The 25,874-nt window shown below is 44.8% G+C and carries 29 protein-coding genes and 1 pseudogene; 6 read left to right on the plus strand and 24 right to left on the minus strand.

From position 1 onward, the window contains the following. The 6 genes from N288_RS13075 to N288_RS13100 form a co-directional block, all read right to left on the minus strand. Complete coding sequence (locus tag N288_RS13075) at positions 1 to 1,833, minus strand: LTA synthase family protein (RefSeq protein WP_009793430.1); 1,833 nt, start codon at positions 1,831 to 1,833, stop codon at positions 1 to 3. Then, positions 1,820 to 3,433 (minus strand): aminotransferase class V-fold PLP-dependent enzyme, encoded by a 1,614-nt coding sequence (locus N288_RS13080; RefSeq protein ID WP_009793429.1) that lies wholly within the window; start codon positions 3,431 to 3,433, stop codon positions 1,820 to 1,822. Before N288_RS13080 ends, N288_RS13075 begins: the two co-directional genes overlap by 14 nt. 240 nt (positions 3,434 to 3,673) lie before the next feature. Further along, positions 3,674 to 3,874: a hypothetical protein gene (locus N288_RS13085; RefSeq protein WP_009793428.1), complete on the minus strand. Its 201-nt coding sequence runs from the start codon at positions 3,872 to 3,874 to the stop codon at positions 3,674 to 3,676. 56 nt (positions 3,875 to 3,930) lie between these two features. Then, positions 3,931 to 4,506 carry a histidine phosphatase family protein gene (locus N288_RS13090; RefSeq protein WP_009793427.1) on the minus strand — a complete coding sequence of 192 codons (576 nt, stop codon included), beginning with the start codon at positions 4,504 to 4,506 and terminating at the stop codon, positions 3,931 to 3,933. Then, the gene (locus N288_RS13095) at positions 4,499 to 5,068 is read right to left on the minus strand and encodes a GNAT family N-acetyltransferase (RefSeq protein WP_009793426.1); all 570 of its coding nucleotides are present in this window, start codon (positions 5,066 to 5,068) and stop codon (positions 4,499 to 4,501) included. The genes N288_RS13090 and N288_RS13095 overlap by 8 nt, the downstream gene beginning before the upstream one ends. Before the next feature lie 36 nt (positions 5,069 to 5,104). Further along, positions 5,105 to 5,575 (minus strand): GNAT family N-acetyltransferase, encoded by a 471-nt coding sequence (locus N288_RS13100; RefSeq protein WP_009793425.1) that lies wholly within the window; start codon positions 5,573 to 5,575, stop codon positions 5,105 to 5,107. A 145-nt stretch (positions 5,576 to 5,720) separates the two neighbouring features. Here N288_RS13100 and N288_RS13105 point away from each other — a divergent pair. Beyond that, positions 5,721 to 6,180: pseudogene (locus tag N288_RS13105) on the plus strand (DinB family protein). A gap of 134 nt (positions 6,181 to 6,314) precedes the next feature. On the opposite strand, the gene N288_RS25160 reads toward N288_RS13105, so the two are convergent. Further along, positions 6,315 to 6,461, minus strand: coding sequence for a hypothetical protein (locus N288_RS25160; RefSeq protein ID WP_156917012.1), 147 nt, complete (start codon positions 6,459 to 6,461; stop codon positions 6,315 to 6,317). Positions 6,462 to 6,678: 217 nt separating this feature from the next. Here N288_RS25160 and N288_RS13115 point away from each other — a divergent pair, with 217 nt between their 5' ends. Next, positions 6,679 to 7,902, plus strand: a complete 1,224-nt coding sequence (locus N288_RS13115) for a Bcr/CflA family efflux MFS transporter (RefSeq protein ID WP_022543956.1) — start codon at positions 6,679 to 6,681, stop codon at positions 7,900 to 7,902. A gap of 13 nt (positions 7,903 to 7,915) precedes the next feature. Here N288_RS13115 and N288_RS13120 read toward each other — a convergent pair whose 3' ends face one another. Continuing rightward, the gene (locus tag N288_RS13120) at positions 7,916 to 8,293 is read right to left on the minus strand and encodes a DUF4181 domain-containing protein (protein WP_022543957.1); all 378 of its coding nucleotides are present in this window, start codon (positions 8,291 to 8,293) and stop codon (positions 7,916 to 7,918) included. A 337-nt stretch (positions 8,294 to 8,630) separates the two neighbouring features. Here N288_RS13120 and N288_RS13125 point away from each other — a divergent pair, with 337 nt between their 5' ends. Continuing rightward, positions 8,631 to 9,248, plus strand: coding sequence for a DUF421 domain-containing protein (locus N288_RS13125; RefSeq protein ID WP_022543958.1), 618 nt, complete (start codon positions 8,631 to 8,633; stop codon positions 9,246 to 9,248). Further along, on the plus strand, positions 9,249 to 9,809 hold the full coding sequence (locus tag N288_RS13130; protein ID WP_009793417.1) for a hypothetical protein: 561 nt from the start codon (positions 9,249 to 9,251) through the stop codon (positions 9,807 to 9,809). Positions 9,810 to 9,841: 32 nt separating this feature from the next. Here the strand turns inward: N288_RS13130 and mgrA are convergent, their stop codons facing one another. The 9 genes from mgrA to N288_RS13175 all read right to left on the minus strand — a co-directional run bounded on the left by mgrA (position 9,842) and on the right by N288_RS13175 (position 19,444). Next, positions 9,842 to 10,834, minus strand: coding sequence for an L-glyceraldehyde 3-phosphate reductase (mgrA, locus tag N288_RS13135; RefSeq protein ID WP_009793416.1), 993 nt, complete (start codon positions 10,832 to 10,834; stop codon positions 9,842 to 9,844). A 125-nt stretch (positions 10,835 to 10,959) separates the two neighbouring features. Beyond that, on the minus strand, positions 10,960 to 11,883 hold the full coding sequence (locus N288_RS13140; RefSeq protein WP_009793415.1) for an ROK family protein: 924 nt from the start codon (positions 11,881 to 11,883) through the stop codon (positions 10,960 to 10,962). 47 nt (positions 11,884 to 11,930) lie between these two features. Then, positions 11,931 to 12,947, minus strand: coding sequence for a LacI family DNA-binding transcriptional regulator (locus N288_RS13145; protein WP_022543959.1), 1,017 nt, complete (start codon positions 12,945 to 12,947; stop codon positions 11,931 to 11,933). A 91-nt stretch (positions 12,948 to 13,038) separates the two neighbouring features. Beyond that, the gene (locus tag N288_RS13150) at positions 13,039 to 13,881 is read right to left on the minus strand and encodes a carbohydrate ABC transporter permease (protein WP_009793413.1); all 843 of its coding nucleotides are present in this window, start codon (positions 13,879 to 13,881) and stop codon (positions 13,039 to 13,041) included. Then, positions 13,878 to 14,843, minus strand: a complete 966-nt coding sequence (locus N288_RS13155) for a carbohydrate ABC transporter permease (protein WP_009793412.1) — start codon at positions 14,841 to 14,843, stop codon at positions 13,878 to 13,880. The genes N288_RS13150 and N288_RS13155 overlap by 4 nt, the downstream gene beginning before the upstream one ends. Before the next feature lie 66 nt (positions 14,844 to 14,909). Further along, positions 14,910 to 16,244, minus strand: a complete 1,335-nt coding sequence (locus N288_RS13160) for an ABC transporter substrate-binding protein (protein WP_371931557.1) — start codon at positions 16,242 to 16,244, stop codon at positions 14,910 to 14,912. A gap of 331 nt (positions 16,245 to 16,575) precedes the next feature. Then, a complete protein-coding gene (locus N288_RS13165) occupies positions 16,576 to 18,015 on the minus strand; it encodes a glycoside hydrolase family 1 protein (protein WP_009793409.1) in 1,440 nt (479 codons plus the stop codon). 129 nt (positions 18,016 to 18,144) lie between these two features. Beyond that, on the minus strand, positions 18,145 to 18,726 hold the full coding sequence (locus tag N288_RS13170; RefSeq protein ID WP_009793408.1) for a GNAT family N-acetyltransferase: 582 nt from the start codon (positions 18,724 to 18,726) through the stop codon (positions 18,145 to 18,147). 109 nt (positions 18,727 to 18,835) lie between these two features. Then, positions 18,836 to 19,444 carry an alpha/beta hydrolase gene (locus tag N288_RS13175; protein WP_022543962.1) on the minus strand — a complete coding sequence of 203 codons (609 nt, stop codon included), beginning with the start codon at positions 19,442 to 19,444 and terminating at the stop codon, positions 18,836 to 18,838. Positions 19,445 to 19,676: 232 nt separating this feature from the next. Between N288_RS13175 and N288_RS13180 the strand changes: the two genes are divergently transcribed. Continuing rightward, positions 19,677 to 20,528 (plus strand): pentapeptide repeat-containing protein, encoded by an 852-nt coding sequence (locus N288_RS13180; protein ID WP_009793405.1) that lies wholly within the window; start codon positions 19,677 to 19,679, stop codon positions 20,526 to 20,528. A 97-nt stretch (positions 20,529 to 20,625) separates the two neighbouring features. Here N288_RS13180 and N288_RS13185 read toward each other — a convergent pair whose 3' ends face one another. The 5 genes from N288_RS13185 to N288_RS13200 all read right to left on the minus strand — a co-directional run bounded on the left by N288_RS13185 (position 20,626) and on the right by N288_RS13200 (position 23,809). Continuing rightward, on the minus strand, positions 20,626 to 20,979 hold the full coding sequence (locus N288_RS13185) for a hypothetical protein (protein WP_009793404.1): 354 nt from the start codon (positions 20,977 to 20,979) through the stop codon (positions 20,626 to 20,628). A 54-nt stretch (positions 20,980 to 21,033) separates the two neighbouring features. Then, complete coding sequence (locus tag N288_RS25165; RefSeq protein WP_009793403.1) at positions 21,034 to 21,192, minus strand: hypothetical protein; 159 nt, start codon at positions 21,190 to 21,192, stop codon at positions 21,034 to 21,036. 70 nt (positions 21,193 to 21,262) lie between these two features. Then, positions 21,263 to 22,930 carry a ribonuclease J gene (locus N288_RS13190; RefSeq protein WP_009793402.1) on the minus strand — a complete coding sequence of 556 codons (1,668 nt, stop codon included), beginning with the start codon at positions 22,928 to 22,930 and terminating at the stop codon, positions 21,263 to 21,265. A 26-nt stretch (positions 22,931 to 22,956) separates the two neighbouring features. Then, positions 22,957 to 23,139, minus strand: a complete 183-nt coding sequence (locus N288_RS13195; protein WP_022543964.1) for a hypothetical protein — start codon at positions 23,137 to 23,139, stop codon at positions 22,957 to 22,959. 226 nt (positions 23,140 to 23,365) lie between these two features. After that, entirely contained in the window at positions 23,366 to 23,809 is a 444-nt protein-coding gene (locus N288_RS13200; RefSeq protein ID WP_022543965.1) for a hypothetical protein, read from the minus strand. 96 nt (positions 23,810 to 23,905) lie between these two features. Between N288_RS13200 and N288_RS13205 the strand changes: the two genes are divergently transcribed. Beyond that, a complete protein-coding gene (locus N288_RS13205; RefSeq protein WP_009793399.1) occupies positions 23,906 to 24,331 on the plus strand; it encodes a hypothetical protein in 426 nt (141 codons plus the stop codon). Between the two features lie 43 nt (positions 24,332 to 24,374). Here the strand turns inward: N288_RS13205 and N288_RS13210 are convergent, their stop codons facing one another. Together N288_RS13210 and N288_RS13215 are read right to left on the minus strand one after the other, a co-directional pair. Further along, positions 24,375 to 25,028 carry a hypothetical protein gene (locus N288_RS13210; RefSeq protein ID WP_022543966.1) on the minus strand — a complete coding sequence of 218 codons (654 nt, stop codon included), beginning with the start codon at positions 25,026 to 25,028 and terminating at the stop codon, positions 24,375 to 24,377. A gap of 195 nt (positions 25,029 to 25,223) precedes the next feature. Then, positions 25,224 to 25,724, minus strand: a complete 501-nt coding sequence (locus tag N288_RS13215) for an NUDIX domain-containing protein (protein WP_009793397.1) — start codon at positions 25,722 to 25,724, stop codon at positions 25,224 to 25,226. Positions 25,725 to 25,874: the final 150 nt, after the last annotated feature.

Below are 25,874 nucleotides of genomic sequence, written 5' to 3' on the forward strand. Positions count from 1 at the left end.
CTACTTCAAAAATCTCAGGAGGTCTCCGTTCACAACATCATCTGACATGCCAAGCTCTTTTCTGGCTGTTTCCAGATAAGGTTCGCACTTGCTGATATCCGCTTCTTCCCCGGAGTCTATTTTCAGGCAGCTGCCGCTTTTATAAAGATAATCTTCTGCAATGAAGCTTCCATCCCGGAAAACAACTGGCTGATCGGGATTACGGGCAAAAAGATTGCGGCTGAAGCTGTAATGCTCTTCGGGATTGATGCCAAGCAAATGGAGGAGAGTTGCTCTTATATCAATTTCGCCGCCAATTGTCGATATACTCTTCCCCTCTTGCCCCGGAATATGGATGATCAATGGGATCTTCTGCAGCTTCATCCTGTTGACAAGGGTATCTTCCTGTCGCAAAAGCTCCAGCACACCATGTTCATATTTGTCGGAAATGCCGTAATGATCCCCGTACAGCACAAACACCGTATTGTCGTATTCTCCACTGTCTTTCATTTCCTGGAAGAAGGTCTTGATCGCTTCATCCTGGTATCTGACTGTTGTGACATAGCGGTTTACCACCATCTCGCTTGTCTCAGCCTCAGGAATAAGCCGGTCCTCTTCCTCGAGCAGGAATGGAAAGTGGTTCGTTAATGTTATGAAGCGGGTGTAATACGGCTTTTCAAGGCTCTTTAAGTGCGGAATTGACTGCTGGAAGAACGGGATGTCCTTGATCCCATAGTTCACTGAATTTTCCTCTGTCACCTCATAATCGCCTTTAGAGAAGAAACGGTCATAACCAAGCGACTTATACATATCTTCCCTGTTCCAGAAGGTAGGCTCATTGCCATGCAGGACCGCAGCCTTGTAGCCTTCTTCATTTTTCAAAATATGCGGCAGGCTTTTGTACGTATTCTCAAATTTCCGGACAAAAGCCGATCCGCTCGACAAGGGATACAATCCGTTATCGACCATGAATTCTGAATCAGATGTTTTCCCCTGTGCGGTCTGGTCATATAGATTATTGAAATAAAAGCTATCCTTTGACAGCGAATTTAGGAATGGGGTTATTTCCTCACCCTTTACCTTTTGATTAAGGACGAATCCCTGGGTCGATTCCATGCTGATGAGGACAACATTCATTCCTTCGGCAGCACCGAAATAATCGGAAGGCTCCGCTGTCCTGCCGTTTACGTACTCGGCAGAAGCCTTGGCATCAGATGCATCTGCAAATGCCTTTTGCAGGGGATATGAGGCAGCTACTCCTATATCATATAGATGATACGGATACAGTCCAATATTTTTGACAAGCTGAGGACGGTTGTATGATTCTGTGAAAAGATGCGGCGCATTTACAAGCCCGATCACCCCGGTCATGAGGAATAGGGCGATGCAGGCACCACCATACTGCCATGCCGTTTTTCCTGTCACCGTCATTTTTGTCAGCTTCTTTTTCCTGATAAAAAGAAAATACAATAGCAAATCAATGAAAAGCAGCAAATCCCAGGGACTGATCAGTTCCAGGGTGCTCGGTCCCAGGCCTCCGACGTTTTTGAATTGGAAAAGAATCGGCACCGTGACGAAATCAGTGTAAAAACGGTAATATAAAAGATCGGAATAAAGGATGCCAGTCAGGACCAGCATTATCAGCCATATTCCAGCAGGCTTCACTTTCTTTTTCCAAAATAGGCCGCCCCCGATCAAAAGCATCAGCAGCCCCAATGGCGAAAAAGTGAGCAGCATTACTTCAAGCAGGCTTGCAGCATGCAGATTAAAGCCGATGAAAGATACTGCAGCTGTTTTGAGCCACATAAAGAAGACGGCTACCCATACCGGGGTCAATTTCTTAAACTGTTTCATATTGATACCGTTTTTCGTTCTGTATTTTAAATGCATGTTCCAGGATCTTCAATGCCTCTGCTGCTTCTTGTTCGCTTATGCTCCCCATGAAAGCGGCCTGAATCCAATTTCTTTTCAGCAGATATTCACTTTCATAGCTGATCAGCACACCTTTACTTTTGCAGTAATCACCTATTTTTTTGCTGGAAATAGTTTCCGGTACGAGTATTGTGATGATGCCAGGAGAATAGCTCTCATCCCCAAGAACTATCCACCCGTTTGCCAACAGCCTCTCCCTTGCCTGCTTTCCAATCCTTGATGTTTTTTCATAATCAATGAGACCGCAAGCTTTGTTAAGCGCCGTGACGAGATTAGAAGAGTGGGTATAAGGGATGCTTTCATGTTCCTGATACATTTTCAAGTCCAAATATCTTGGTATATGATTGCCGCCTAGAATCCTCTCCCTGTGAAAAACAATCGCCAGGCCGGGATAGGATCCGAATCCTTTGCCGCTGACCGCTGATGCAAGATAGATTTCCTTCAGATCAAGGGGCACTGCACCTGCCGAGCTGCAGGCATCCACACAAAGCTCAATCCCACGGCTGCCGCATAGCTCCTTAAGTGAATCTAAATCATATAAATAGCCTGTCGAAGTTTCACAGTGAACAGTCCAAATCCAGCTGATCGAAGAGTTGGATTTGATTAACTGTTCAATCTCATATAAATGGATCGGCTCATTCCATTCTTTTTCAATAGATTGAAAGGATAGCCCCTGCCTTTTGGCATGGTCAATCAGCCGGAAGCCAAATTCGCCATTCGCCAGAATCAGCCCTGTTCCCCGTAAGCAGGATAGCTGTGCAGCAACCAGATCATTGGAAAGGGTTCCTGTCCCGACGACAACTTCTGCATGGGCAGCCCCGGTCATGTGGCATAGACTGCTGCGGAGTTGATGGAGTTCTTTTTTAAACTCTTCGCTTCGGTGGGATATGGCAGGCTCTCTGAATGCTCTTTCAGCCTCCGGATGGATCGAAACCGGCCCTGGCAGCAAAGAAATCCTCTTAGCAGGCTCAGTCTTTTTCTCCATGAGGCGGATAAAAGCTTTAGTCGAGCGTTCAAAGTTTTCCTTTGTTAAGTACATGGGCTGAAATTGTGCCCCCTCTTCCCCTGTTAAAGGGCCAAAAGGAATAAAGCCGATCCGCCTGTACAGTTTCAGCTGCCGGACTGTACCGGAAATAAGGGCCATCGTATACCCTTTTTCAAGGCAGAACTGTACAAGCCTTTCGCATAAATGATAAAAAACACGGCTGCTTCTGTATGCTTTCTTGATCGATAAAAGACGGACCTCGCAAGCTGTTCCCTTTACGGGGAGGCAGTCATCAAGTGACTCAAGCTTATAGTCTAGAGAAAATGGCCTTTTGGCACGGATGGCAATCATACCTACCACTTCCTCTCCTTTTTTGGCAATCATATATGTATTTTCCTGATGAAATCTATCAATCAATTCATTTTTATCATTTTTGCTGTGCTGCGGAATTTCCTCTACAAATGTTTGATAATTAAGCTGATGGATTTGTTCAAACTCGCTCTGCTCACTGGCAAGCTTATACGTTAAACTTTCCACGGTTGACCTCCTATGTCAGACATGATGATCCGGTTAACTGGCTCAGCTAATGGATAATATATTAATTAAAAAGTATAGACTACCTCGTAATACTATATATAATTTAACGTTTAAAAAGAGTAAAAAGTTTCATTTTCTAACATATTTCTTCTTTTAGCCTTTCTAAAAATATTGCAAACCCGCAAAATAAAAAGGAACCCTCTATAAATCTGGGTTCCCGGACTTGCTTAAGACAGCGGTCTATTTCTTCCCGCCTCCGTTGTTCAGATAATTCGGCCTGTACCGGTCATCATCCCTGGCAGAATACACAAAGCTTATCCCCATCGCAAATGTGCCGAACATAAAGCCGAATAAATAGCCGGCGGAATGGAATCCCGAAACGAAGCTGACAATTGCCGCAGCAAGCAGAACCAGCAGAATAGACAAGAAAACTTTACCCATCCTTCGCCCTCCTTTTCCTTAATATACCATATCATATTTTCTAAAAAACTTCCTGTTTAAAGTGCCTTTAAGTGGCCGGATTCATTATAGTACTCTACAAGCCACCCTTTTTCATTAAATTTAAGGCTGCAGATGCAGGCATTTTCAAGCTTCGTTCTGCCAGAACCGATCACGCCTGATGAAAGCAGTGACAGCAGGGCATTTATGGATGCTCCGTGCGAAACAAGGATCACTCTTTTCCCGCTATAGAGCATGCTGATTTTATCAAGCCCTTCACTGAGCCGTGTATGATGGTCCTCTTTGCTTTCCATCTCTGGATAATCCCTATCGGGAAAAAGAGCGTGCCTCTCCACAGCTGTTAGACCTTCAGCTCTGCCAAAACTTCTTTCAATGAATTCCTCCATTAACACCAAAGGCTTCTGGATATTTTGGTTAATGATTTCTGCAGTCTGTCTGGCTCTTTGCAGGGGGCTTGAAATGATAATATCCCAATTTTCATTAGCAAGGTGATCCCTGCACGCTGCTGCCTGGCGGACACCCATCTCATTTAACTCAATATCTGTTCTTCCCTGGATCCTGCCTTCAGCATTCCAGTCAGTCTGGCCATGGCGTACAAGGCAGATTTCAGTCATGTTCACTGCCTCCTGCTATTGGACTCTTATAATGCGAGAGTCTCTTCCCCATAATGACGTAGGCAGTTCCTGTTTGGTCAGGAAAAAAGGATTCCTTTACTGTTGTCCAACCAAGAGACCAATACAACTGCCGGGCAGCGATGTTATCCTTTTGAGTTGTGAGAATAGCGGTCTTATTTGGCAGCTGCGCCAAAACTCTTTGTTCAAGAAGGCGGCCGATCCCCTGCTTTCTGCTTTCAGGATGGACGGCCAGCTCCACCACTTCAAAGCAATCCTCCAGCCAAGTCAGCGCCTCTTCTTCAGAAAGCTCCTTTTCAATCAAACCTCTATAATATTGACCCTTTTGTGAGTAATAGCCATAAACGAAACCTGCCAGTCTGGCATCACCCTCATACGCCATTTCTCCCTGGAAGCCATCATAGCTGCCATGTCGCATCAGTCTTTCCACAAAAGATTGATCTTCTTTATTCCAGACCAGATTATACAGGCTTGCAGCTTCGACCAGGCATCCTTCTTTCGTTTCCATTTTCTTCAGATGTATTTTGTCTTTATTCATATTCATGCCTCACCCTCCATTATTCAGGCAGACAATCCTGCTCTAATTCTGCGGAAAATATTCCATCGGCGCATTGCAATGCTTATAACCATTCCTTTTATAAAATTCGACCCCTTCCTCACTCGGCCAGACGATGATAAATTCATAATGGTTCTCTTCAATCCATGTATTGATGGCCGTGATCAGCCTGCTTCCGACTCCTTTTCCGCGATATTCCGGTACAGTATAGACATTGGTCATATAGGCGAAGGGATAGGTGATACGGCCGGGCCTTGGAACTTTTTGTATTCTTTCTATGTACATATGTGATACAACTTTCCCATGATCTTCCGCGATCCAGATATACCAAATGTCTCCCTCAATAGCTTCCTCCAGAAAGAATCTGCATTCTTTCTCGAATTCCGGATAATCTTTTTCTGAAAAAGTGCCCTCCTCATAATCTTCAAGCGTGAAGTCCCATCTCATTCTAATCAGCTGATCTATATCCTTTCTTTCTGCGAGCCTTATTTGCATTTTACAGCCTCCATATTTTCATTAAGTAATTCTTCTGCAGCCTGCCATGGTTTTCCTTTATTTTAAAAAACTGCAGTGAATATTGGCAATTTTATGCTAAAATAAATTCCATTCAAATGATACTTATATAGAAAGGCGGTAAATGATGATTCAATTTTTCACCTATAACTGGCAGGTCAGGGATGAGTGGTTTTCAATGGTGTGAACAGCTGAAAGAGGATGAACTGCTTAAGAAGCGGACGGGAGGAGCGGGGAGCATACTTCATACACTGCTTCACATAGCCGACGTTGAATACAGCTGGATCCGTGCTATCCAAGGTCTGGGCGATACCATCGTTGATTTTGAAGAATATCGCAGTCTGACTGAGGCCAGGCAGCTCTCCGACTCTTTCCGGAAGGATATCAGGAGCTATTTTGCCGAAGGTCTGATTGCTGCATCTGATTTTACTGTTTCTGTCCCATGGGATGATGAGGATTTTAGCAAAAACGAAATTCTTCATCATATTATTGCACATGAAATCCATCATATTGGACAGCTATCTGTTTGGGCACGGGAATTGGGACTAGCACCGGTCAGTGCGAACTTTTTAGGCAGAGACTTGTAAAATACCAGCTTAAAAGGCTGAAGCAGCAAAATAACCCTGTCTGTCTTTCTCTGAATTTTTAAAAGAAGATTGATCCTTTTTCACCGGCCCGCTTTTGGCCGAAAGTAAAAAAAAAACGCCCCTGCAGGCGTTGATTATTTTCGGCTGGCTTGCTCTTCATTTCCATTGATCATATTTCTGACATCCTCAACCATACTGTTGAAGGTTTCATTTACTGTATTTAAAAGAGTATCTTGGCCTCTTTCTACTGGCACGCCTGCTTGTTTCTCTTCCTTTTGCATAGATATCACCTCCCAGCCATAGAATGTGCCAAAAAAAGCAACATAATGCATGGGAAAATCAAAAATGCAAACTCTCTTCATCGAAAATGAAAAAGCGGGTGCCCGCATCTCCTGTCATCTTTCTATGATTCTCTGCTGGACATCCCCGCCCGGCTGACGTATACTAGCCATATTTATGCAAGAAATAGCAGATTGCTGGAAAGAAAGGTTTGAGATCATGCTTCAAAACCCAACAGGAAGAGAAAGGCTTGCCCTTGCTTTTCTCCTTAGTTCATTAGGAATTTTAGGGCCATTTAACATCGATATGTACTTGCCAAGCTTTCCCGATATCGGCAGAGACCTTGATGCCTCTGCGTCCCTTGTACAGCTCAGCTTGACCGCCTGTCTGATGGGGCTCGCTGCCGGTCAGATGATTGTCGGGCCGATCAGTGATGCACAAGGCAGGAGAACACCGCTTCTGATTGGGATTTCCCTTTTTAGCATCGCTTCATTATTTTGTGCGCTTGCACCAAATATCACTACGTTTATAGCTGCCCGTTTCTTTCAGGGGCTAACCGCTTCAGCCGGGATTGTCCTGTCGCGTGCAGTTGTGAGGGATGTATTCAGCGGTACAGAGCTGACGAAGTTTTTCTCACTATTAATGGTGATAAATGCTACCGCTCCGATGATTGCCCCTATGACCGGCGGCGCGCTCCTTTTACTGCCATTCGCCAGCTGGCACACCATTTTTTACTTTTTATGTGCGCTTGGACTTGCCATCGTTACACTCATTTCCATACGCCTGCCTGAGACGCTTCCTGCTGAAAAGCGCATTCCCAGCAGTCTGGGAGGCACAGTCAAGGCAATGGGCGGCCTATTTAAGGATCGCTCATTCATCGGCTATGCCCTGATTGTCGGTTTTGTACACGGAGGAAGCTTTGCTTATGTATCCGGAACACCATTTGTTTACCAGGGAATCTATGGCGTCTCTCCTCAGGTGTTCAGCATCCTGTTCGGTATCAATGGGATTGCCATCATCACCGGGAGCTTTCTGATCGGCCGCCTTGCCGGCATTGTACAGGAAAGGACCCTGCTTCGGACAGCCGTCTGCATCGCTGTGAGCGCGACTGCATTATTGCTGACTATGACCATCATTAAAGGGCCGCTGTTTATGCTGGTCATCCCGATATTCATCTATATGACGTCCATGGGGATGATCCTTACCAGCTCCTTTACGCTCGCCTTGAAAAATCAGGGGCATCGCGCCGGAAGTGCGAGTGCCGTTATCGGCATGATGCCGCTCCTCCTGGGCAGCATCGTCTCCCCTCTTGTCGGGATCAATGAAGCATCAGCCGTACCTATGGGAAGCATCTTATTTACCACTTCCTTCATCGGCTTCGTCCTTTTCTTTACATTGACGAAAGAAAAACAGTCTAATTTCAAGATTAATCCGGAGGGGTGAATCCCCTCCTTTTTTATAAATATTGCCCCGCCGCCAGAACTGCGAAGAAGATGGACATGATGGTAGCTGCAAGCCAGTTATGGTAGTAAGCTTTGCTATCCCGATCGGTCATCCATAGTTCTAATCCCCGATTAAAGTTGAGTAATACGAAAAACCCGATGATGGGAGCGATTCTTACAAAAAGCGGAAAATAACCTTCAACTAGTACGAAAAAATGGAGATATAGAAAAATCACAAAAATTCCCGCTTCAGCCAGCTGGAAACCCCTTTTCCTTTCTTTAGATAAAATACCCTTAGATTTGATGGGGATGTTAAGATTCTTCTTAAAATAAATTTTGCTGATGAGGAGATTTACGATAAGGAATATTGCCAAAATAAAGATATTAATCATTTCCGGGCTCCCTTCTAAGGAAAGTCTCTTCGAATGATTATAATTATGAAATAAAAAAGCTAAAGTTGCAGATGTCCCTTTTAGTTTTACTGAGGGAAACCGCGAAATCTGCATTTTGCATAGGGAGAATTATCACTTTTTCTACCCAAAAAAGTAATGATTCTACATAAAAATGTAAGGATTCTACATAAATTTGCAGTTATTATACCTTAATTACATATTTTCCCAAAAACACACCTCTTAGAATGCCAAATACCTGTCTATGCTGTACGCATGAATATATTCATGATTAACAGCAGATGACTATGTTAAAAGATTTTTCTGAAGGGTGATGTAAATGGACTTGAATTGGATATGGAAATCGATATTGATTGTATTGGCAGGCACCCTGCTGCTCAGGATCGCCGGCAGAAAATCAATATCCCAAATGACACTTGCCCAGACTGTAATCATGATTGGTATAGGTTCTTTATTGATACAGCCTCTCGCCGGAAAAAACATTTGGACAACAATTACTGTTGGAGCAATTCTGGTAGTAACCCTGGTTGTCATGGAGCTTTTACAGGTGAAGTTTGATAAAATTGAAAAATTCATTACTGGAAGAGCAAAAGTACTGATCAACAATGGAAATCTTGATGAGAAAGGCCTGAAAAAGGTAAGGCTGACGGTTGACCAGCTGGAGATGAAGCTTAGGCAGAACAATGTGTCCAGCCTGAATGATGTCAAATGGGCAACATTGGAGCCAAACGGGCAAATTGGATTCGAGCTGAAGGAAGATGCCAAGCCGGCTTTGAAAAAGGATCTCCAAATGCTTCAGCAGCAGATGAACCAAATGATCATGCTCCTGAAGGGAAGTACAGTCCCTATGCCTCCGAATGACTCATCTAAGCAGGATCTATTTGCCGAAGTGGCGAGAAAATCCCATACCACAGAGCCGCCAGAGCAGCTCCAGTAGATGGCGGCAAGAAATAGGCTTTTAGTTGTTCTTTCAACTGTTTTTGGGGTCTTTTTTGCGGCGTTATGTATTTTTTATCTTTTCAAAGACGATTCCTCCCGCTGGCAGGTAGCTCTTGGAGGAATCATCGTAAGCGCACTTCCCTTATTACTGATCTTATTAAAAAAAACGTTCCCGACTTCCCTGGTCTTCGGCTACTTTTTGTTCGTATTCTGCTCCATCTATCTGGGGTCGATTGCAAGCTTCTATCGCAAATATGCCTGGTGGGATAGCACGCTTCACCTTTATAAAGGAATCTTTGCCGGCATAGCTGCCGTCTTTGTTTTTAAGATATTATCCGGTGGAAAGGGAAATTCCCGCTCAATTTTATTCCTTTTCAGCTTTTCTTTGTCTGCTGCGGCCAGCATCCTCTGGGAAATTTATGAGTTTGCCGGCGACCAGCTTGTTACTGAAACGATGCAGCGCGGCGGCAATAAGGATACCATGATAGATCTCATTGCCGGTACTTCAGGTGCATTACTAGCAGGCATATACAATATCTCAAGGTTCAGGAAACTATAACGGCCGGCTCCTCAAAGGAACCGGCCTTATTTTCAGCTTTTTAAAATATCTTCGATTCTGTTAAGCTCTTCAGCAGTAAACTCCAAATTATCCAGTGCAGCTACATTTTCTTCAATCTGGGAGACCCTGCTTGCACCGATCAGGGCAGATGTCACCCTGCCTCCGCGAAGGACCCATGCCAGAGACATTTGTGCAAGGCTTTGCCCGCGTTCAGAGGCGAGTTCATGCAGCTTTCTGACTTTTTCGATTGTCTGCTCTGTCACCTGGTCCCCTTGAAGCGCACCGGTCTTGCTGGCAGCCCTGCTGTCAGCCGGGATGCCGTCAATATACTTATTGGTCAGCAGTCCTTGTGCAAGCGGACAGAAGGCAATTGACCCTGCACCATTCTTATCCAGAACATCCTGCAGGCCATCCTCGATCCAGCGGTTCAGCATTGAATAGCTTGGCTGGTGGATAACGAGCGGCGTCCCAAGTCTGTTAAGAATTTTCACTGCTTCTTCAGTCTGCTCTGCCGAATAACTGCTGATGCCGACATATAAGGCTTTCCCTTGTCTGACAATAGAGTCCAAAGCCCCCATTGTTTCCTCTAACGGTGTGTCCGGGTCAGGACGGTGTGAGTAGAAAATGTCCACATAATCAAGCCCCATCCGCTTCAAGCTTTGGTCCAGACTTGAAATGAGGTACTTCCTGCTTCCCCACTCCCCATAGGGACCGGGCCACATATAATAGCCTGCCTTCGTTGAAATGATCATTTCATCCCTGTAAGGAGCAAAATCCGACTTCATCATCCGGCCGAACATCTCCTCAGCCGAGCCTGCCGTAGGGCCGTAGTTATTGGCCAGATCGAAATGAGTAATGCCAAGGTCAAATGCCTTCCTGAGCATCTCCCTTCCATTTTCGTATGTATCAGTTCCCCCAAAATTATGCCATAAGCCCAGGGAGATGGCCGGGAGCCGGAGGCCTGAGCGACCGCTTCGATTGTATTTCATCGTCTCATAGCGTTTTTCTCCTGCAAGGTATACCATCGATCTTCCTCCTTCAAGTATTGCGTTCTTTTCCATATTAAACGCTTTCACGGCGCTGTACAAAGAAACTGCCCAAAGCATGATATCTTCTTAAATGAAAATAAAGATTAGCCGGGAACTAATCTTTATCTTAAGTCCATTACTTTATCTTTTGCCTTCTGGCTCTGCAGAAAGTGGTACAGTGCTCCAATCAGATTAGAGTCGTTTCCGAACTTGCACACCTCGGCTTTTACATCAAGAGAATGGATATCCGATTTCATGCTTGATAGCACCCGATTGATTCTATCGCAAAAATCATGCCGGGCCGAAATCGCACCGCCGATCAGGATTTTTTCCGGGTCAATGATATAATGCAGATTCAGAATCCCGACAGCCAGGCGTTTGTAGAAGCGGTCTATTTCTTCCTGAATCTCTTTATCTCCATTCTCTGCCATCTCAAACACTTTACGGCCGTCCAGTGTTTCTGGATCCAAACCTTTTTTGGCTGCTGCAATATTGACCAGTGCCCCAGTGGCACCAAGATCGCTCCAGCTTCTTCCTAAAGGACCCTCTAAATAATCCTCCATGATCATATAGCCGAACTCTCCGCCATGGAAGCTCGCTCCATGCCTGACTTTTTTGTCCAGGACAATGGCCCCGCCTATTCCTGTCCCGATGACGATGCAGATATAATCCCGGACATCCTTTGCTGCACCGATCCAGCCCTCTGCAAGGCCGGCACAATTAGCGTCATTTTCCAGTTCTGCGGGAAGCCCTGTCCTTCTTTCCACCAGCTCCCTGATGTTGGGGCCATGAACATAAGGGACGGCGCTCGCGCCATGGATCGTTCCGCTTGCCACATCGACTGCCCCAGGCATGCTCATCGCAATTCCTTCAACAGGGCTGATGAACCGGAGGTCCTCGACAGCGTTTCCGATTGCTTCAATAAATGCTTCAATACCTTCCTTTGGAGTCGGGATTGATGACTTTTTTATAATGCTGCCCGCTTCATCCATCAAAGCATATTTTATGGATGAGCCCCCTACATCAAATGCTGCATAATTTCGCATGCTCCTACCCCCATATATCCTTTCGCCAAAGGATCATTTTCCTTCTTTTACAGATGTGTTCCGCAGGATTCCCTGATGATCAGCTCAGAGTCGATCAGGGCAGGCCGCGGCTGGGATTTGCCGTTGATGAGATCGTTCAGCATATAAGCTGACAGTTTCCCGAATTTCTCTTTATCCTGTTTTACAGTCGACAGCTTGGGATCGCTGTAGCGGCAGGCAGCAATATCATCGCAGCCAATCACCCTTATATCGTGAGGGACGGAAAGCCCGGCTTCCTTAATGGCCCTTAATGCTCCAAGCGCCATTAAATCTGAGGCCGCAAAGACAGCCTCTGGCTTCCTTTTCCCCTCAAGGATCCTTTTCATGCAATCATAGCCGCTGTCTTCATGATAATCACCATATTGAATCCAGTCGTCCCTGATTTCCAGGCCGAACTGGTTCATGGCCTCAAGGAATCCCTTCTTCCGCAAGTTGGAAATGACAGATCCCTTCATTCCTCCTATAAAACCAACATCCCTGACTGAATTCAGGTAAAGATGTTCAATGACCTTTCGGGAAAGATTCACGTTATCTGTCATGACAAAGGCTGATTTCGGACCTGACAGTTCAATGTCGATCCCGATGCATGGAAAGTCAGCCTTAGCTAGCTCATGTACTGCTTCCTCTACTTCTTCCCCGGCAATGACGAGGCAGCCGTCCACATTGAAGTGTCTGCATCTTGCCATATAGCTTCCATTGTCCTGCCGGAAATTTTCATTGGAGAACATGAGGATATCATAGCCGAGCATGCCGATATTCTTTTTAAAAGAAGAAATGACTTCATTGAAATATGGGTGGGTCATGTCAACATTGATTTTGCCGGCATAAATCAGGCCAATCAGATTGGATTTTTTCGTGGCGAGCGACCGCGCTGAGAAATTTGGTTCATAATCCATCTCAAGAATGACATCCATTACCTTTTTCTTCGTTCTTTCGCTGATGCCTCCGTAATTATTGATGACCTTTGATACGGTAGCGGCAGAGACACCTGCAATTTCCGCAATATTCTTTATCGTTAGGCTCATGAGAATCCCTTCTGCTTCCAAATTATGTTCTTTGTTACTAGATTACTAGCTGTTCCCTTTCCTTTCAATCTCCAGAATCAGAAAGGTCCGATTATTTTACAGACCCTTCTGTAATGCTGGAAATGAAAAGCTTGTTAAACATCAGGAATATGACCAAAAGAGGTACGGTAGCCCAGAAAACACCTGACATGATCATCCCAAAATCAATATTATGGGTGTTGCTGAGATTGGCCAAAGCCACCTGAATTGTATACATTTCTGGGTCCCTCAGCACAGTAAATTGCCACAGGAACTCTCCCCATACAGCCGTAAACACGATGATCCCCAGCGTGGCGAAGGCAGGCAGAATGATGGGCAGGACAATGCTGCGGTAGATCCTAAAGTTAGAGCACCCATCCAGCTTGGCCGCTTCTATCAATTCATCCGGCACAGCTTCGTTCACATATTGCCTCATCAGGAAGATTCCCAGAGGATTCAGGAAGAACAGGAGCATCACCCCGGGAAGTGTATCCAGAAGACCAGCTTTGGAAATCAGGAAATACTGGGGGATGAGGCCGAGCTGCGGCGGAATAATCATGGTTACCAGGATTGAGATGAATAGAATATTTTTCCCGGGAAACTTGAACTTTGCAAATGCGAAACCGGCCAGTGAACTGATCGCCAGTACCACAAGCGTAACAACCACACAGATGATAAAGGAATTCCACATTGCGTTGAAAAAATCAATATTGCTCAGTACTTTCTTGAAATTGTCCACAAGCAGATTCCCAGGTGTCAGTGTCGGAGGAATCGTGTTGTATGCTGAGCTTGGACTCGTCGCCATTACAAACATCCAGTAAAAAGGGAAAAGGGAGACTAAAGAAGCAATACTCAGAAACAAGTAGATCGGCAGATTCCCTTTTCCTGGTTTCTTTTTGGCAGTGTTCATGCTCATTTCGCAGCCCTCCTTTTGCCCCGCCCATATCCGGATGTCAGCATCGTATTGATGGTTGCGAAAGCAGCGATGATGACAAGCAGAATGATGGCTGTTGCAGATGCTGTACCAAATGATTGAAGTTTGAACGCATCACGGTACAAATACATAACAATCGTCATTGCTTCATCCCTTGAAAATGCTCCGGCCCCAAGGAATACAGTAGGCTCTGAGAACAGCTGGAGCGCACCGACTGTTGAGAAGAAAACGGTCAGGAGAATAAACGGCTTCAGCAGCGGAAGTGTAATGTAAAAAAGCTGCTGCGTTTTGCTTGCTCCATCGATTGTTGCCGCTTCGTACAAGTCGTTCGGAATACTCTGGATCCCAGCCAGGAAAATGATCGTATTATAGCCGACCCATCTCCAGAAAACCATAATGGAGATGGCGATTTTTGTCCCCCATTCGGAAGCTCCCCAGTTGACCGGATCAAAGCCGAAAAGGCCCAATACATAGTTGGCCAGCGACGTTTCATGGTTGCTGAACAGGACGCTGAAGATCAAGGCCACTGCTACCATGGAGGTGATATAAGGCATAAAGATCGTAACCCGGAAGAAATTTTTAAACCGGATGAACGTAAGATTGAGCAGAAAGGCCAGAATGATACCGATAATCAGCTGTGGTGCTGTTCCTAAAAGCCCCATCACAATTGTATTGTAAACCGATTTCCAGAAGAGCGGATCTTCCAGTACAATTTTGAAGTTATTCAGACCGGCAAACGTCATTGGGCTTAGTCCGTTCCATTTCTGAAAAGCCAGGTATAAGCTGAATAGGGCCGGATAAAGGCCAATGATGGCAAAAATGATAAAAAAAGGTGCAATATATAAATAGCCGGATATCATATCTTTCTTTGATTCAGACAGACGCTTTTTCGTTCCAGTCATCTGGCCTGTACCCGTCTTGCTTTCTTTGGCAGCTGTTTGCATGTTTCCGCCTCTTTTCTATGCATAAATCAGGAAATGGCTCAAATAAGCCATTTCCCCTTTCATTCTTTATCTTCCTAGTAAGTCTTTTGCCCGTTTGATGGCAGCTTTCCATTCTTTTTCAGGATCTTTGCCGTTTTGAACATTCTTCAGGGCATTTACAACCTCCTGGTGAACCGGGAAGTACTTCTCGCCTTTAAAGACAGCGCCTTCGATATCCTGGGCAGCATTTGCAAATACAGTCGAAGTTACCTGTCCGCCAAAGAATTCATCTTCATTTGATTTGAAAGCATCCATATCATAGACAGCTGGTGCAGAAGGGAACAGTCCCTTGCTCTGGAAGGATTCAAGCTGCTGTTCAGGTGCAACAAGCCACTCGATAAAGTCATATGCTGCCTGTGCATTTTTTGTTTCCTTCGGTACAGCTATATAAGAACCGCCCCAGTTTGCAGCGAACTCCTTCGGCAGTGTGGCAACTCTCCACTTGCCTACTGCATCCGGCGCATTGCCTTCCATCCAGCCCTTCAGCCAGCCAGCTCCAAGCTCTGCTGCAAATTCGCCTTTATTGACAGCATTGGACCATTCAGGAGACCACATGTCATACTTTCCAACGATGCCCAATTCATTGAGCTTAACGGCATAATCGTACGCTTCCTTAACGGCATTACCGTCTTCTTCAAGCAGAAGCTCTCCATCAGGATTCAGATAAGTACTTTCTGCTGCATCCAAATAGGCACGGTACGCCATCTCGATGCTATCGACGAATGGTTTGCCGGTCTTTTCCTTCAACTGAATGCCAGCTTCCTGGAAAGCCTCCGGCGAATTGATGAGTGACTCCACCTCGGCAGGCTCTGTCGGAAGACCGGCTTCCTCGAATAGATCTACACGATAATACAAAGCCTTCGGCCCGATATCGGTCGGCATACCGAACAGGAAGTCTCCATCCGCATTTTCTCCGCCCTTCCATTTCCAATCCAGATATTGATCTTGTACATCCTTGGCACCTAAATCGTATAAGTTCTCGAAACGGTCCTGGGCAACTTTAAAGCGGTCGAACTGGTCAATTTCCAGCATGGCAATATCCGGCGCCCCGCTGCCGGCTGATAATGCAGTAAATAAGGCATCATGGTGATCTGCGGTCTCTGATGATTTCACTTTGATTTTGACATTCGGATTTTGTTCTGTATATTTCTTTGCAAGCTCCTCATAATTGGTAGCTCCGAAGGTCCAGAAGCTCAGGGTTACGTCGCCGCCTCCATCGGATCCTCCGGATGAAGTTTCCTCGCCGCTGCAAGCTGCAAGCGATAACGCAAGAACAGATGATGCTCCGAATGCCGCTATTTTTTTTAGGCTATTCCATTTCAAGTGAATCTCCCCCATTATTAGTAAGTAAATTTGAACCATCCCTTTGAGAACCTGCCCAATCCTGCCTTCAGCCACCCCCTCCAATAGAATCCCAGGACCTGTCTAAAATTTAATAAGTATGGAAACCGGTTTCCGTAATGGGTGGAAACCGCTTTCATTTGTTATTATAAGAGCCTGTTTTTCAGAAATCAACTATATTTTTGAAAATTTAGTCAATATTTTTTTTTGAAATTAGACTAATATAATAATACTCTCTTTAAAATCAGTTAATCAACGCTGTTATTAAACTAATTTCCAGGGTTTTTCTTCCTCACAGAAACCGATTTCCAAAATAAAAGAGAGCATTACGCTCCCTTTTTTCTTTATAAGCCTATAACGTTTCTCCATTGCTTTTTATTACTTCGCTATACCAATAAAAACTCTTCTTCTTTGTTCTTTTAAGGTCATGCTCGCCTTCTTCATGCTGATTAACATATACAAAGCCATATCTCTTCTGAAATCCATTAAGCCAGCTCAGCAGGTCGGTAAAGGACCAGACACAATAGCCAAGCAGCTCCACTCCATCGGAAATAGCTTCTTGCATGGACTGGATATGAGCACGGATAAAAGCAATTCTGTAATCATCATTCACCTTTCCATCTTCTTCTAGCTTATCGAACTCACCCAGCCCATTTTCACTGATCAGTACTGGTAGCTGGTATCTGCTTGTGATCCGGCGGAGTGCCACACGCAGGCCTTGCGGGTCGATTGTCCAGTCCCAGTTCGTTTTTTCCAGGGATGGGTTGTCAGCTGTTCTGTATAGTCCAGGCACACCTGAGGCCTTAGTGGTCCCTTTTTTGCCTGTGGTATTCATTTCACCTTCAGACACTCCCCCATCAAGCGGATTGGCTTCAAAGGTAGCGGTTTGATAATAATTGAGTCCCATAAAGTCCGGCTTCCCTTCTTGCAGGAGCTCCAGATCCCCTGCTTCCAGCGATGGTGCCAGCCCTTCCTTCTCTAAGTAATCCCACGCAGCTTTCGGATACTTCCCCCATGCGTAGACATCCATCCACCAGTGGCTGTTCAGCTCTTCTGCATTTTCGCTGGCAATGATGTCCTTTGGTTCAGGAGAGCGGGGGTACGAAGGCGTGTAGGCAAAACTTGGCCCGATTTTCCCTTCCGGTACATATGAGCGGAATGCTTTTATCACACTGGCATTTGCAAGATTGGCATGATGATTCACCTGGTAAAAAAGCTTGTCATCCTTTACCCCGGGCGGGTGCATGCTATTCCGGTAGCCGAACATGGTAAAGATATTCTGCTCATTCAGGCTGACCCAGTATTTGACCCGATCGCCGAAACGCTTAAACAGTTCTGTACTGTATGCTGTGAAGTCTCCAATGATCTGCCGGGATTCCCAGCCGCCGTATTCTTCCTGCAGTGCCTGCGGCAAATCCCAGTGATATAGAGTCACGATAGGTTCAATATCATGTTTGATCAGTTCATTGATCAGTGAATCATAAAACTCGATGCCCTTTTCATTCACTTTTCCTTTTCCTTCAGGAAAGATTCTCGCCCAGGCAACCGAAAAACGGTATGCCTTCAAGCCCATTTCAGCCATCAGCTGCACATCTTCTTTATAGCGGCGGTAATGGCCTACAGCTGTATCGCCTGTGGTCCCTTTAAATGTCTTTCCAGGGATCCGGACAAATTGATCCCAATTGGAGAGACCTTTGCCCTCTTCATTCCAGGCCCCTTCTACCTGATAGGCCGCAGAAGCGGCCCCCCAAAGGAAGTTCTGGGGAAAGGCCTTCAATTCTTTATGTATCATATTCACTGCCCCTTTCTTCATATTGAAACCGGTTTCCTAAAACAGTATAACAAATTCTGATAAAACAATATATTCAGAATTATACTTTTCTACACTTTTTCACAAAAAAAAAACCGCACAGGGCGGTTATCAAATGGTCGTGCTATGTAAAACTTCTGTTTCTCTTCCTGAATACTCCCTTTTCAATAAACCGTAAACTATATGATCTACATAATGATCATAGAGCCATTCTGCTTCTCGTATTAAGCCTTCTTCCGCGAAACCGAACCGCTCCGGTAAAGCCCGGCTTTTCATATTGCCGGAAGCAGCCCTTACTTCTATCCTGTTTAGACCTGCTTTTTCGAACCCATAGTCTACCAGGGCTGAAAATGCCTTGCTCATGATTCCTTTTCCCTGGTACTTCTCGCCAAGCCAGTAGCCGATTACGCCGATTTTGTGAAGCGTGCTGATTTCATTAAATCCTATCGTGCCGGCTATTTTCCCCTTGTAAATGATGGCCGCAGCCTGGGGATGCCCTCCATTCTTCTCAAACGCATTAAGAGAAGATTGAATAAAGCTGGCTGAATCTTCTGCTGTCCTGGTATAGTCCAGCCAGCCCAGCCACTGCTTTAAATATTCCTTTGACTCGATGGTTAAAATGAATAGCTCTTCTGCATCCTCAGGCTTATAAAGCCTAAGTGAGAACTCTTCATCCAAATCCAAATTAAACATGAATACTCCCCCTTTAAGTTTTCACTATTTTACCATAATTTCCATTACTAAATATATCTTCTAATCAAAAAGGCTGACCATAAAAATGGCCAGCCTTTGTCAAATATCATTATTTTACTTTGCTCCTATACCATTCTGCAGCAGCTTCCGCTTCCTGTGATGTCAGCTGATGCCCATAATTCTCCCAGTGCAGCTCAACATCTGCATTGGCGTCCTCCAGAAGAGATGTCAGTTCTTCTGATTCTGAAGACGGGCAGATCGGATCGTTTTTGCCGGCGGCGATGAAGACGGAGGTACCGGTCAGGTCAGGCAGCTCTACACCCCTTCTCGGCACCATCGGATGATGAAGGATTGCCCCCTTTAAGGCATCTTCATAGTGGAATAACAAACTGGCAGCTATATTGGCACCATTAGAATAGCCGACGGCGAAGATATTGCTGCGGTCAAACTCATATTTGGCAGCTGCCTCATCCAGGAATTCATTCAGCTCACTTGTGCGGAAAACAAGATCTTCTTCATCAAATACACCTTCCGATAATCTCCGGAAAAAGCGCGGCATCCCATTTTCCAGCACATTTCCCCTTACGCTCAGCACAGAGGCTTCTTCATCTATAATGACAGACAGCGGAATCAGGTCCCTCTCATTTCCCCCCGTCCCGTGTAAGAGCAGGAGAGTCGGTTTATCCGGATTTGCACCCTTTCGAAAAATATGTTCCATCCCTATCACCTTCCAAAATTATTAATTGTATTGATCTTTCTCTGATTTCCCCTATTTTTAGGGTATTTAACCTTCTGATTTTTATCTTTAATTCGAGATAATTTTAAGATGCTTCTCCCATAATGTCAACAGATGCGTATTCTCTCTATATTTCATTTGTAAAAATCCTCCACTCTGATGCCTGGCACCATGTTATAATTTCCTATAGACAAGCTTAAAGGAAGTGTGCGTTTTGGCTGCTCAATCAACCGAACCTAAGAATTCATACAAAGACCTTTCCTCTGATTGCGAAAGCTGCTTCGGCCTCTGCTGCGTGGCTCTCCCGTTTGCAAAGTCTGCAGATTTTGCCATAGATAAAAGCAGCGGTGCTCCCTGCCCGAATCTGCAGGATGACTACCGGTGCAGGACCCATGAAGCACTAAGAGAGAAAGGATTTAAAGGCTGCACTGTATACGAGTGTTTTGGAGCCGGGCAGAAGGTCTCGCAGCTCACTTACGCAGGCAGAGACTGGCGGAAAAACCCTGAGATGGCAACCGAGATGTTCGAGGTATTCCCTGTGATGCAGCACCTCCATGAAATGCTTCTGTATCTGACAGAGGCACTTAGCCTGAAAGAAACACTTCCCCTAAAAGATGAACTTCAGTCTGCCTTGGACAGCATTAAGCTGCTGACATTGCTGGAGGCTAAGTCCATTATAAACCTCGATGTTCATGCACACAGAAGTATGGTCAGTGAATTGCTGAACAAAAGCAGTGAACTATACAGGAAAAATGTCCCTTACAATAGGTCCCCTAAGGTAATGTCCAAATTGAAAAGAAGCAGTGATTTTATAGGTGCCTCTTTAAAAGGGGAAGATCTCAGAGGAGCCAGCCTGCGAGGGGCACTATTGATTGCAGTAAATCTGCAGAATGCCGATTTGCGCAAATGCGATTTGCTTGGCGCAGATTTAAGGGATGCCAATATTTGCGGAGCAGACCTGAGAGGATGCCTTTTTTTGACGCAGGCACAAGTGAATGCTTCTATGGGAAACCTTTCGACTAAGCTGCCACCCCCCCTTAAGATACCTGCCCATTGGAGCAGGTAATTTTTTGCACAAGATGCAAAGTATAAAATTTTTGATTTAGTTTACATAATAATTTTATTGAAAACAAACTAAGGGAGATTCAGTTTTGTGAATTTCCCTATTGCCTGTATTCTGCATTATATGAATTCTCACCTGAATGGACAGACAGCAGTGTATCGGCATAGCCTACAAGACGATTGACAATTTCATCACAAACAGCGTACACAAATTTATGCCTGCCTGCTATGCAAAGTGCCGGATCATCCCAAATAATCGTCGTATTGATGTTAAAATGCTTTGTATCGTATATATTATAATGGATGATTGCCTTCCCTGCTGCTCCGCCCGTTTGCGGATCCTGGTATCCCGGCAGGAACACATACCATTCCTCAGCAGTAGGGGACCGGAAATTTTTTGTGAATGATAGTCCTGCTATTGCGGTGCTGACTTCTTTCTTAGTCTCTTCATCCATTGCATCGATTAATTTATTGTTCAACCATTCTTCCTTCCTTCTATAACCAAATAATCACTTTTGATGCCTGTGTGCCTTGCGGATGCATGAACGGCAAAAACCCATTTCATCTTCATATGGAAACCAGGACTCACAGTTCAAGCATCTTTTATACAGCACCCGGTCAATCAGCAGATCATAGCCGTAATAGGTTTTCAGCTTTTCAATCCTCATGATTCAGCCTCCCTGCTTGAGCATATGGGCAATATATGCAGGGAGGCTGGGCGATGCAGCTTGGGCTTTTTTAAATCTCAATGATGATCGGCAGGATCATCGGCTTCCGTTTCGTTTCGGAGAATAAATATTGCCCGACTGCTCTCTTGATTTTCTGCTTGGTGGAATTTCTTTGGTAGTAATTTTCCTGCCTTAGATCATTCACTGTACTTTTGACAATACTGTTCACTTTTCTCAGCAGATCATCAGATTCGCGCGTATAGACAAAGCCCCGTGATATAGTATCAGGCCCTGAAACAATTTTCCTTTCCTTCTTGCTGAAGGTGAAGACGATGACAAGCATTCCATCCTCTGACAGCTGCTTCCTGTCGCGGAGGACAACCTCGCCGACATCTCCAACACCCATTCCGTCAATAAGGGTATTGCCTGATGGCACCTCCCTGGTCTGGCGGGCTGTTCCATTTTCAATATCCACGACATCCCCGTTTTTCACAATAAATGTATGTCCCTCTTCTACACCTGCAGACTCAGCCAGCAGCCTGTGGTGATGAAGCATCCGGTATTCTCCGTGTATGGGAATGAAATACTTAGGCTTCATCAGAGTGAGCATCAGTTTGAGATCCTCCTGGTAGCCGTGGCCTGAAACATGCATTCCGGTTGAACTGCCAGAGCCGTATATGACATTTGCGCCAAGCATATAAAGATTGTCAATTATCTTGGTCACACCACGTTCATTCCCGGGTATAGGACCTGCTGCAAGAATGACCGTATCTCCCGGCAGCACTTCGGCATCCCTGAAATTATTCCTGGACAGCCGGGCAAGAGCGGCCATTGGCTCCCCCTGGCTTCCTGTACACAAAATACACACCTTTTCAGGAGGCAGCGAATCGGTATCCGATCCCTGGATCAGCATGCCTTCAGGTATAGTCAGATAGCCTCGTTCCATTGCGACGCCTACTACATTGATCATGCTCCGGCCTAGAAGAGCCAGTTTGCGCCCCGTTTTGAAGCAGGCATCTGCCACCTGCTGGACCCTGTTCACATTAGAAGCAAAGGTGGAAATGATGACCTTCCTCTCCGCCTTAACGAAAGCCTCCAGAATATGGTCACCAACAATTCTTTCGGACGGAGAAAAACCGGTCCGCTCCGCATTTGTACTTTCAGAAAGAAGAGCCAGCACACCGCTTGTCCCTAATTCCGCCATCTTATGGATATCCGCATACTGCTCATTCATAGGGGTCAGGTCGAATTTGAAATCGCCTGTATGGACGACCAATCCTTCCGGAGTTTGAAAAGCAATCCCGAGGCAGTCCGGTATGCTGTGGTTGACCTTGAAAAAGCTTGCCCTGATGCTGCCGAGTTCCAGAACAGTGTCAGAGTCAATCTGAATCAGTTCAGTATCAGCAAGAATCCCATGCTCCGTCAATTTCAGTTCAATCAGGCCCAGAGTAAACCTTGTTCCATAGACAGGGACATTCACCCTCTTCAGAAAATAGCCGATGCCTCCAATATGATCTTCATGCCCATGTGTAATAATCAAACCTTTTATCTTTGATCTGTTTTCTTCAAGATAAGAAATATCAGGAATGATTAAATCTATGCCCATCAGGCTTTCATCAGGAAATTTCCCTCCGCAGTCGATGACTATGATATCATCACCGGATTGCAGAACATACATATTCTTGCCGATTTCATTTACGCCGCCAAGGGCGAAAATAGACACTGCACCTTCGTTCATGCTCAAACCCTCCTATTCATTCAGCCCTAACTCGGCTGATTCCAGATTCTGTCCAGGTCCAATGGGACATACACCTTTTCTCCATTGATCTGCTTATGTACGATTGGCTGCTGGAAATAATGGTCCAAAGAGTATTCCTTGCCCTGATGCCTTGCTGTTATATTCTGCCCTAGCAGTTTTTCCAATCGGGTCTCTGATTGATGCATCATGATGCCCCCCCTTGTCAAAACCTTTTACATCGTTAATATGACCTGAACATGCTGATATTATTTCCATATATCAGTAAAAAACATATGCAGATAGAATCTGGACATACTGCAAATATTGTTTGGTCATTACACATAGATTTTGAAAGCATCCCCCGTGTATTGGAACGTCTGCTTTTTATTATTATTATTCTAATTATTTATATCTCCAAAAAAAAGGCTGCTCCAATTAGGAGCAGTCCTCATTCATAATACTCACATTCCTTGTTTCATTTTGGTTATTCCGCCAAGTAAGCCAGCCGGCAATAAAACCTGCCAATATATTGGCAGACACGTAAATTAAGTATTCTCCCCATAAATCTTCGTTTTCTCTGAATTCAGCCAGGCTGGAAAAAACGATGAAGCCGACCAATATACCCCAGCCTATTGCCCATTTAAACAGATAAAGTGCCATACCTCTAGGCGCTTCTTTTTTCTGCCACATGAGCAGACGCTGCTTTCTGGTTATATGACGCTCTTTATAGACCACCCAGGCTAGAATGGCCATTATTATGCCTGCTGTCAGCCGAATTGTAAAAGCAGCTGTACCCTGGTCAGCAGTGAAGGCTAAGAAGATTTTATAGAAAGATACTGACAATGAAAACAGCATCAATATAATTTTAAAAAACATCATGTTCAGCATCTCTCCGGGAGTGGATTTATTTGGCTGGGCAATATTAAGGAAAATTGTTTATAATGGCAATTGAATTCAATAACGGGAAGGTATCTTATGTTATATCAAAAATTTCTTACAGCCATTGCAGTTTCCTTGATTTTTTCTCTATCTATATATCTGATAGGCTTTATAATAACAGGCCGGGAACCCCTGCTTGATACTTTGCTGGGACTTTTTCTTACCATTATGTTTTCGCTTGCCGGCACCTTGTTTTACGGTCTGCCTGTTTCCCTGCTTGCTTCTGCTCCAGCCGCTCTTTTTAAAGGGAATATTGCACTGCAGACATTATTTTCAGTCTTCATTTATGGTGCTTTTACTTTTCTGGCCTTTTTATTGGCGGAAGAGAATCTACTGCTAAGGGGTTCAGTCATCACCTGTTCAATATTGTTTTTCCTGCTGGATATCCTGTTTGACACCAGAAAGCGGCGATGGATTTTCTCCGTTTGGTCACGGAAAAATAAGAGAGCTGCTGAAAAGTAAATCCCGATGCAGCATTCTTTTTATCATGAATTTAAAAGGCCGCTCAAAGCCGCCTTTCCTTCCCCTCCGCCTCAATCACAATATTAATGTAGCTTCCTTCTCCGCTATCTGTATAATGGTCCATTCCCGAGACATCTATATCAGCTGTAAGTTCAATGAAACGCTCCTCATTTGGATCAAGATGTATGCTGAAAGGACCTGCCTTATTCATAAGTGAAGCAAAAGGTATTTCAGTGTCGGGATAATCGCTAAACGATAGACTGAAATCAGCACCGCGGCTGCTATAGTTTTTTAAGGGTACTGTACAGGTTCCATGCAAGTGTTTCCTTTCTCCCATTTCAAAAAGGCAAGTACTCAATTCTTTTTCATACTTTACTGCGTATATCCCGCTTGCTGCTGTTCTTTGATACATATCTGCCAGGAATGGCGGCACCAGGGAAACAGCCAGAATAGCTGCCAGTATGGCCCGGCCCTTAAACATATCAAATGACTTGGCCAGCAGATAAAAGCTTCCAAGGAGCAATATAAGGACTAAGATACCTGGCAAATGAATTCCGCTTTCCAAAGTGACCGGTATATTGAAAATGGTGAGTAAGCCCTCTCCGAGCGGATACTTATGAGGAAAGGGGAAATTCAAAACCATTACGGCACCCAGAAGGACGAGAGCCGCTGTAAACATTCTCTTATTATTAATCATAAATGTCCCCCGCTGCGTTTATCATCTAATCTATATACGATTAAATAAGGAAAATGTTTCAATTCTGCCTTCTGTTTTCTCAGGCAGATGCCTGCCTCTTGAGAGATGGTTCAATGTGAAGGCTGTTATGCTTTGCCAGAGGTTTTGTTGACCGCTATTGATTAAGGCTGTACTAAGCTATTTATGAGTACAATTTTAATACAAACTATTCCCCGCAGGATCTGCTGCATACTCCTCGAGCTTATGTTCCTCAATAAGCTCCAGATTCCTTTTATTACGGGCGTATTCCAATATATGTTCCTTCATATTTGGATAAAGGATAATTTTGTGAAGCTCTGATAGCTTTACCCACCTGACTCCTGTTTGCTGCGGATCCGGATTATCCGGCATTTTAGCATGAGACCCTTCTTTTATTTTGCATTCAAACATCAGACAGAGTGAGTGTGTCTCACCGAACCTGCCTTCAGCTGTATGCGGAGCATATTCATAAACAAATGCAAGCGGACCTGCTTCAACATCTATTGATGCCTCTTCCATTGCTTCCCTTCTGGCAGCTTCCTTGACCGTTTCTCCCGGTTCGGCGCCGCCTGCCGGCAGATTATAATGGAGGCCGTTTTCATCATTAAATTCAATCAGCAGGATTGAGTCATTTTCCATAATGACGGCTCCTGCCCTGACTCTTATATGGTGCGGCATATTTTTCCCCCTTGATATAGGAATTACGATAATTCTTCTATTTTCTTCTCCTGTAGAATGTATTCGACACGCTGCTGCAATAATCATGCTTGATTTGTGAGATTTGGCTTTTCTGATTGAGTGTTTCCTTTAGTGGATATAATGTTACTA

It is taken from the genome of Bacillus infantis NRRL B-14911 (assembly GCF_000473245.1).
Classification (GTDB): domain Bacteria; phylum Bacillota; class Bacilli; order Bacillales; family Cytobacillaceae; genus Bacillus_AB; species Bacillus_AB infantis.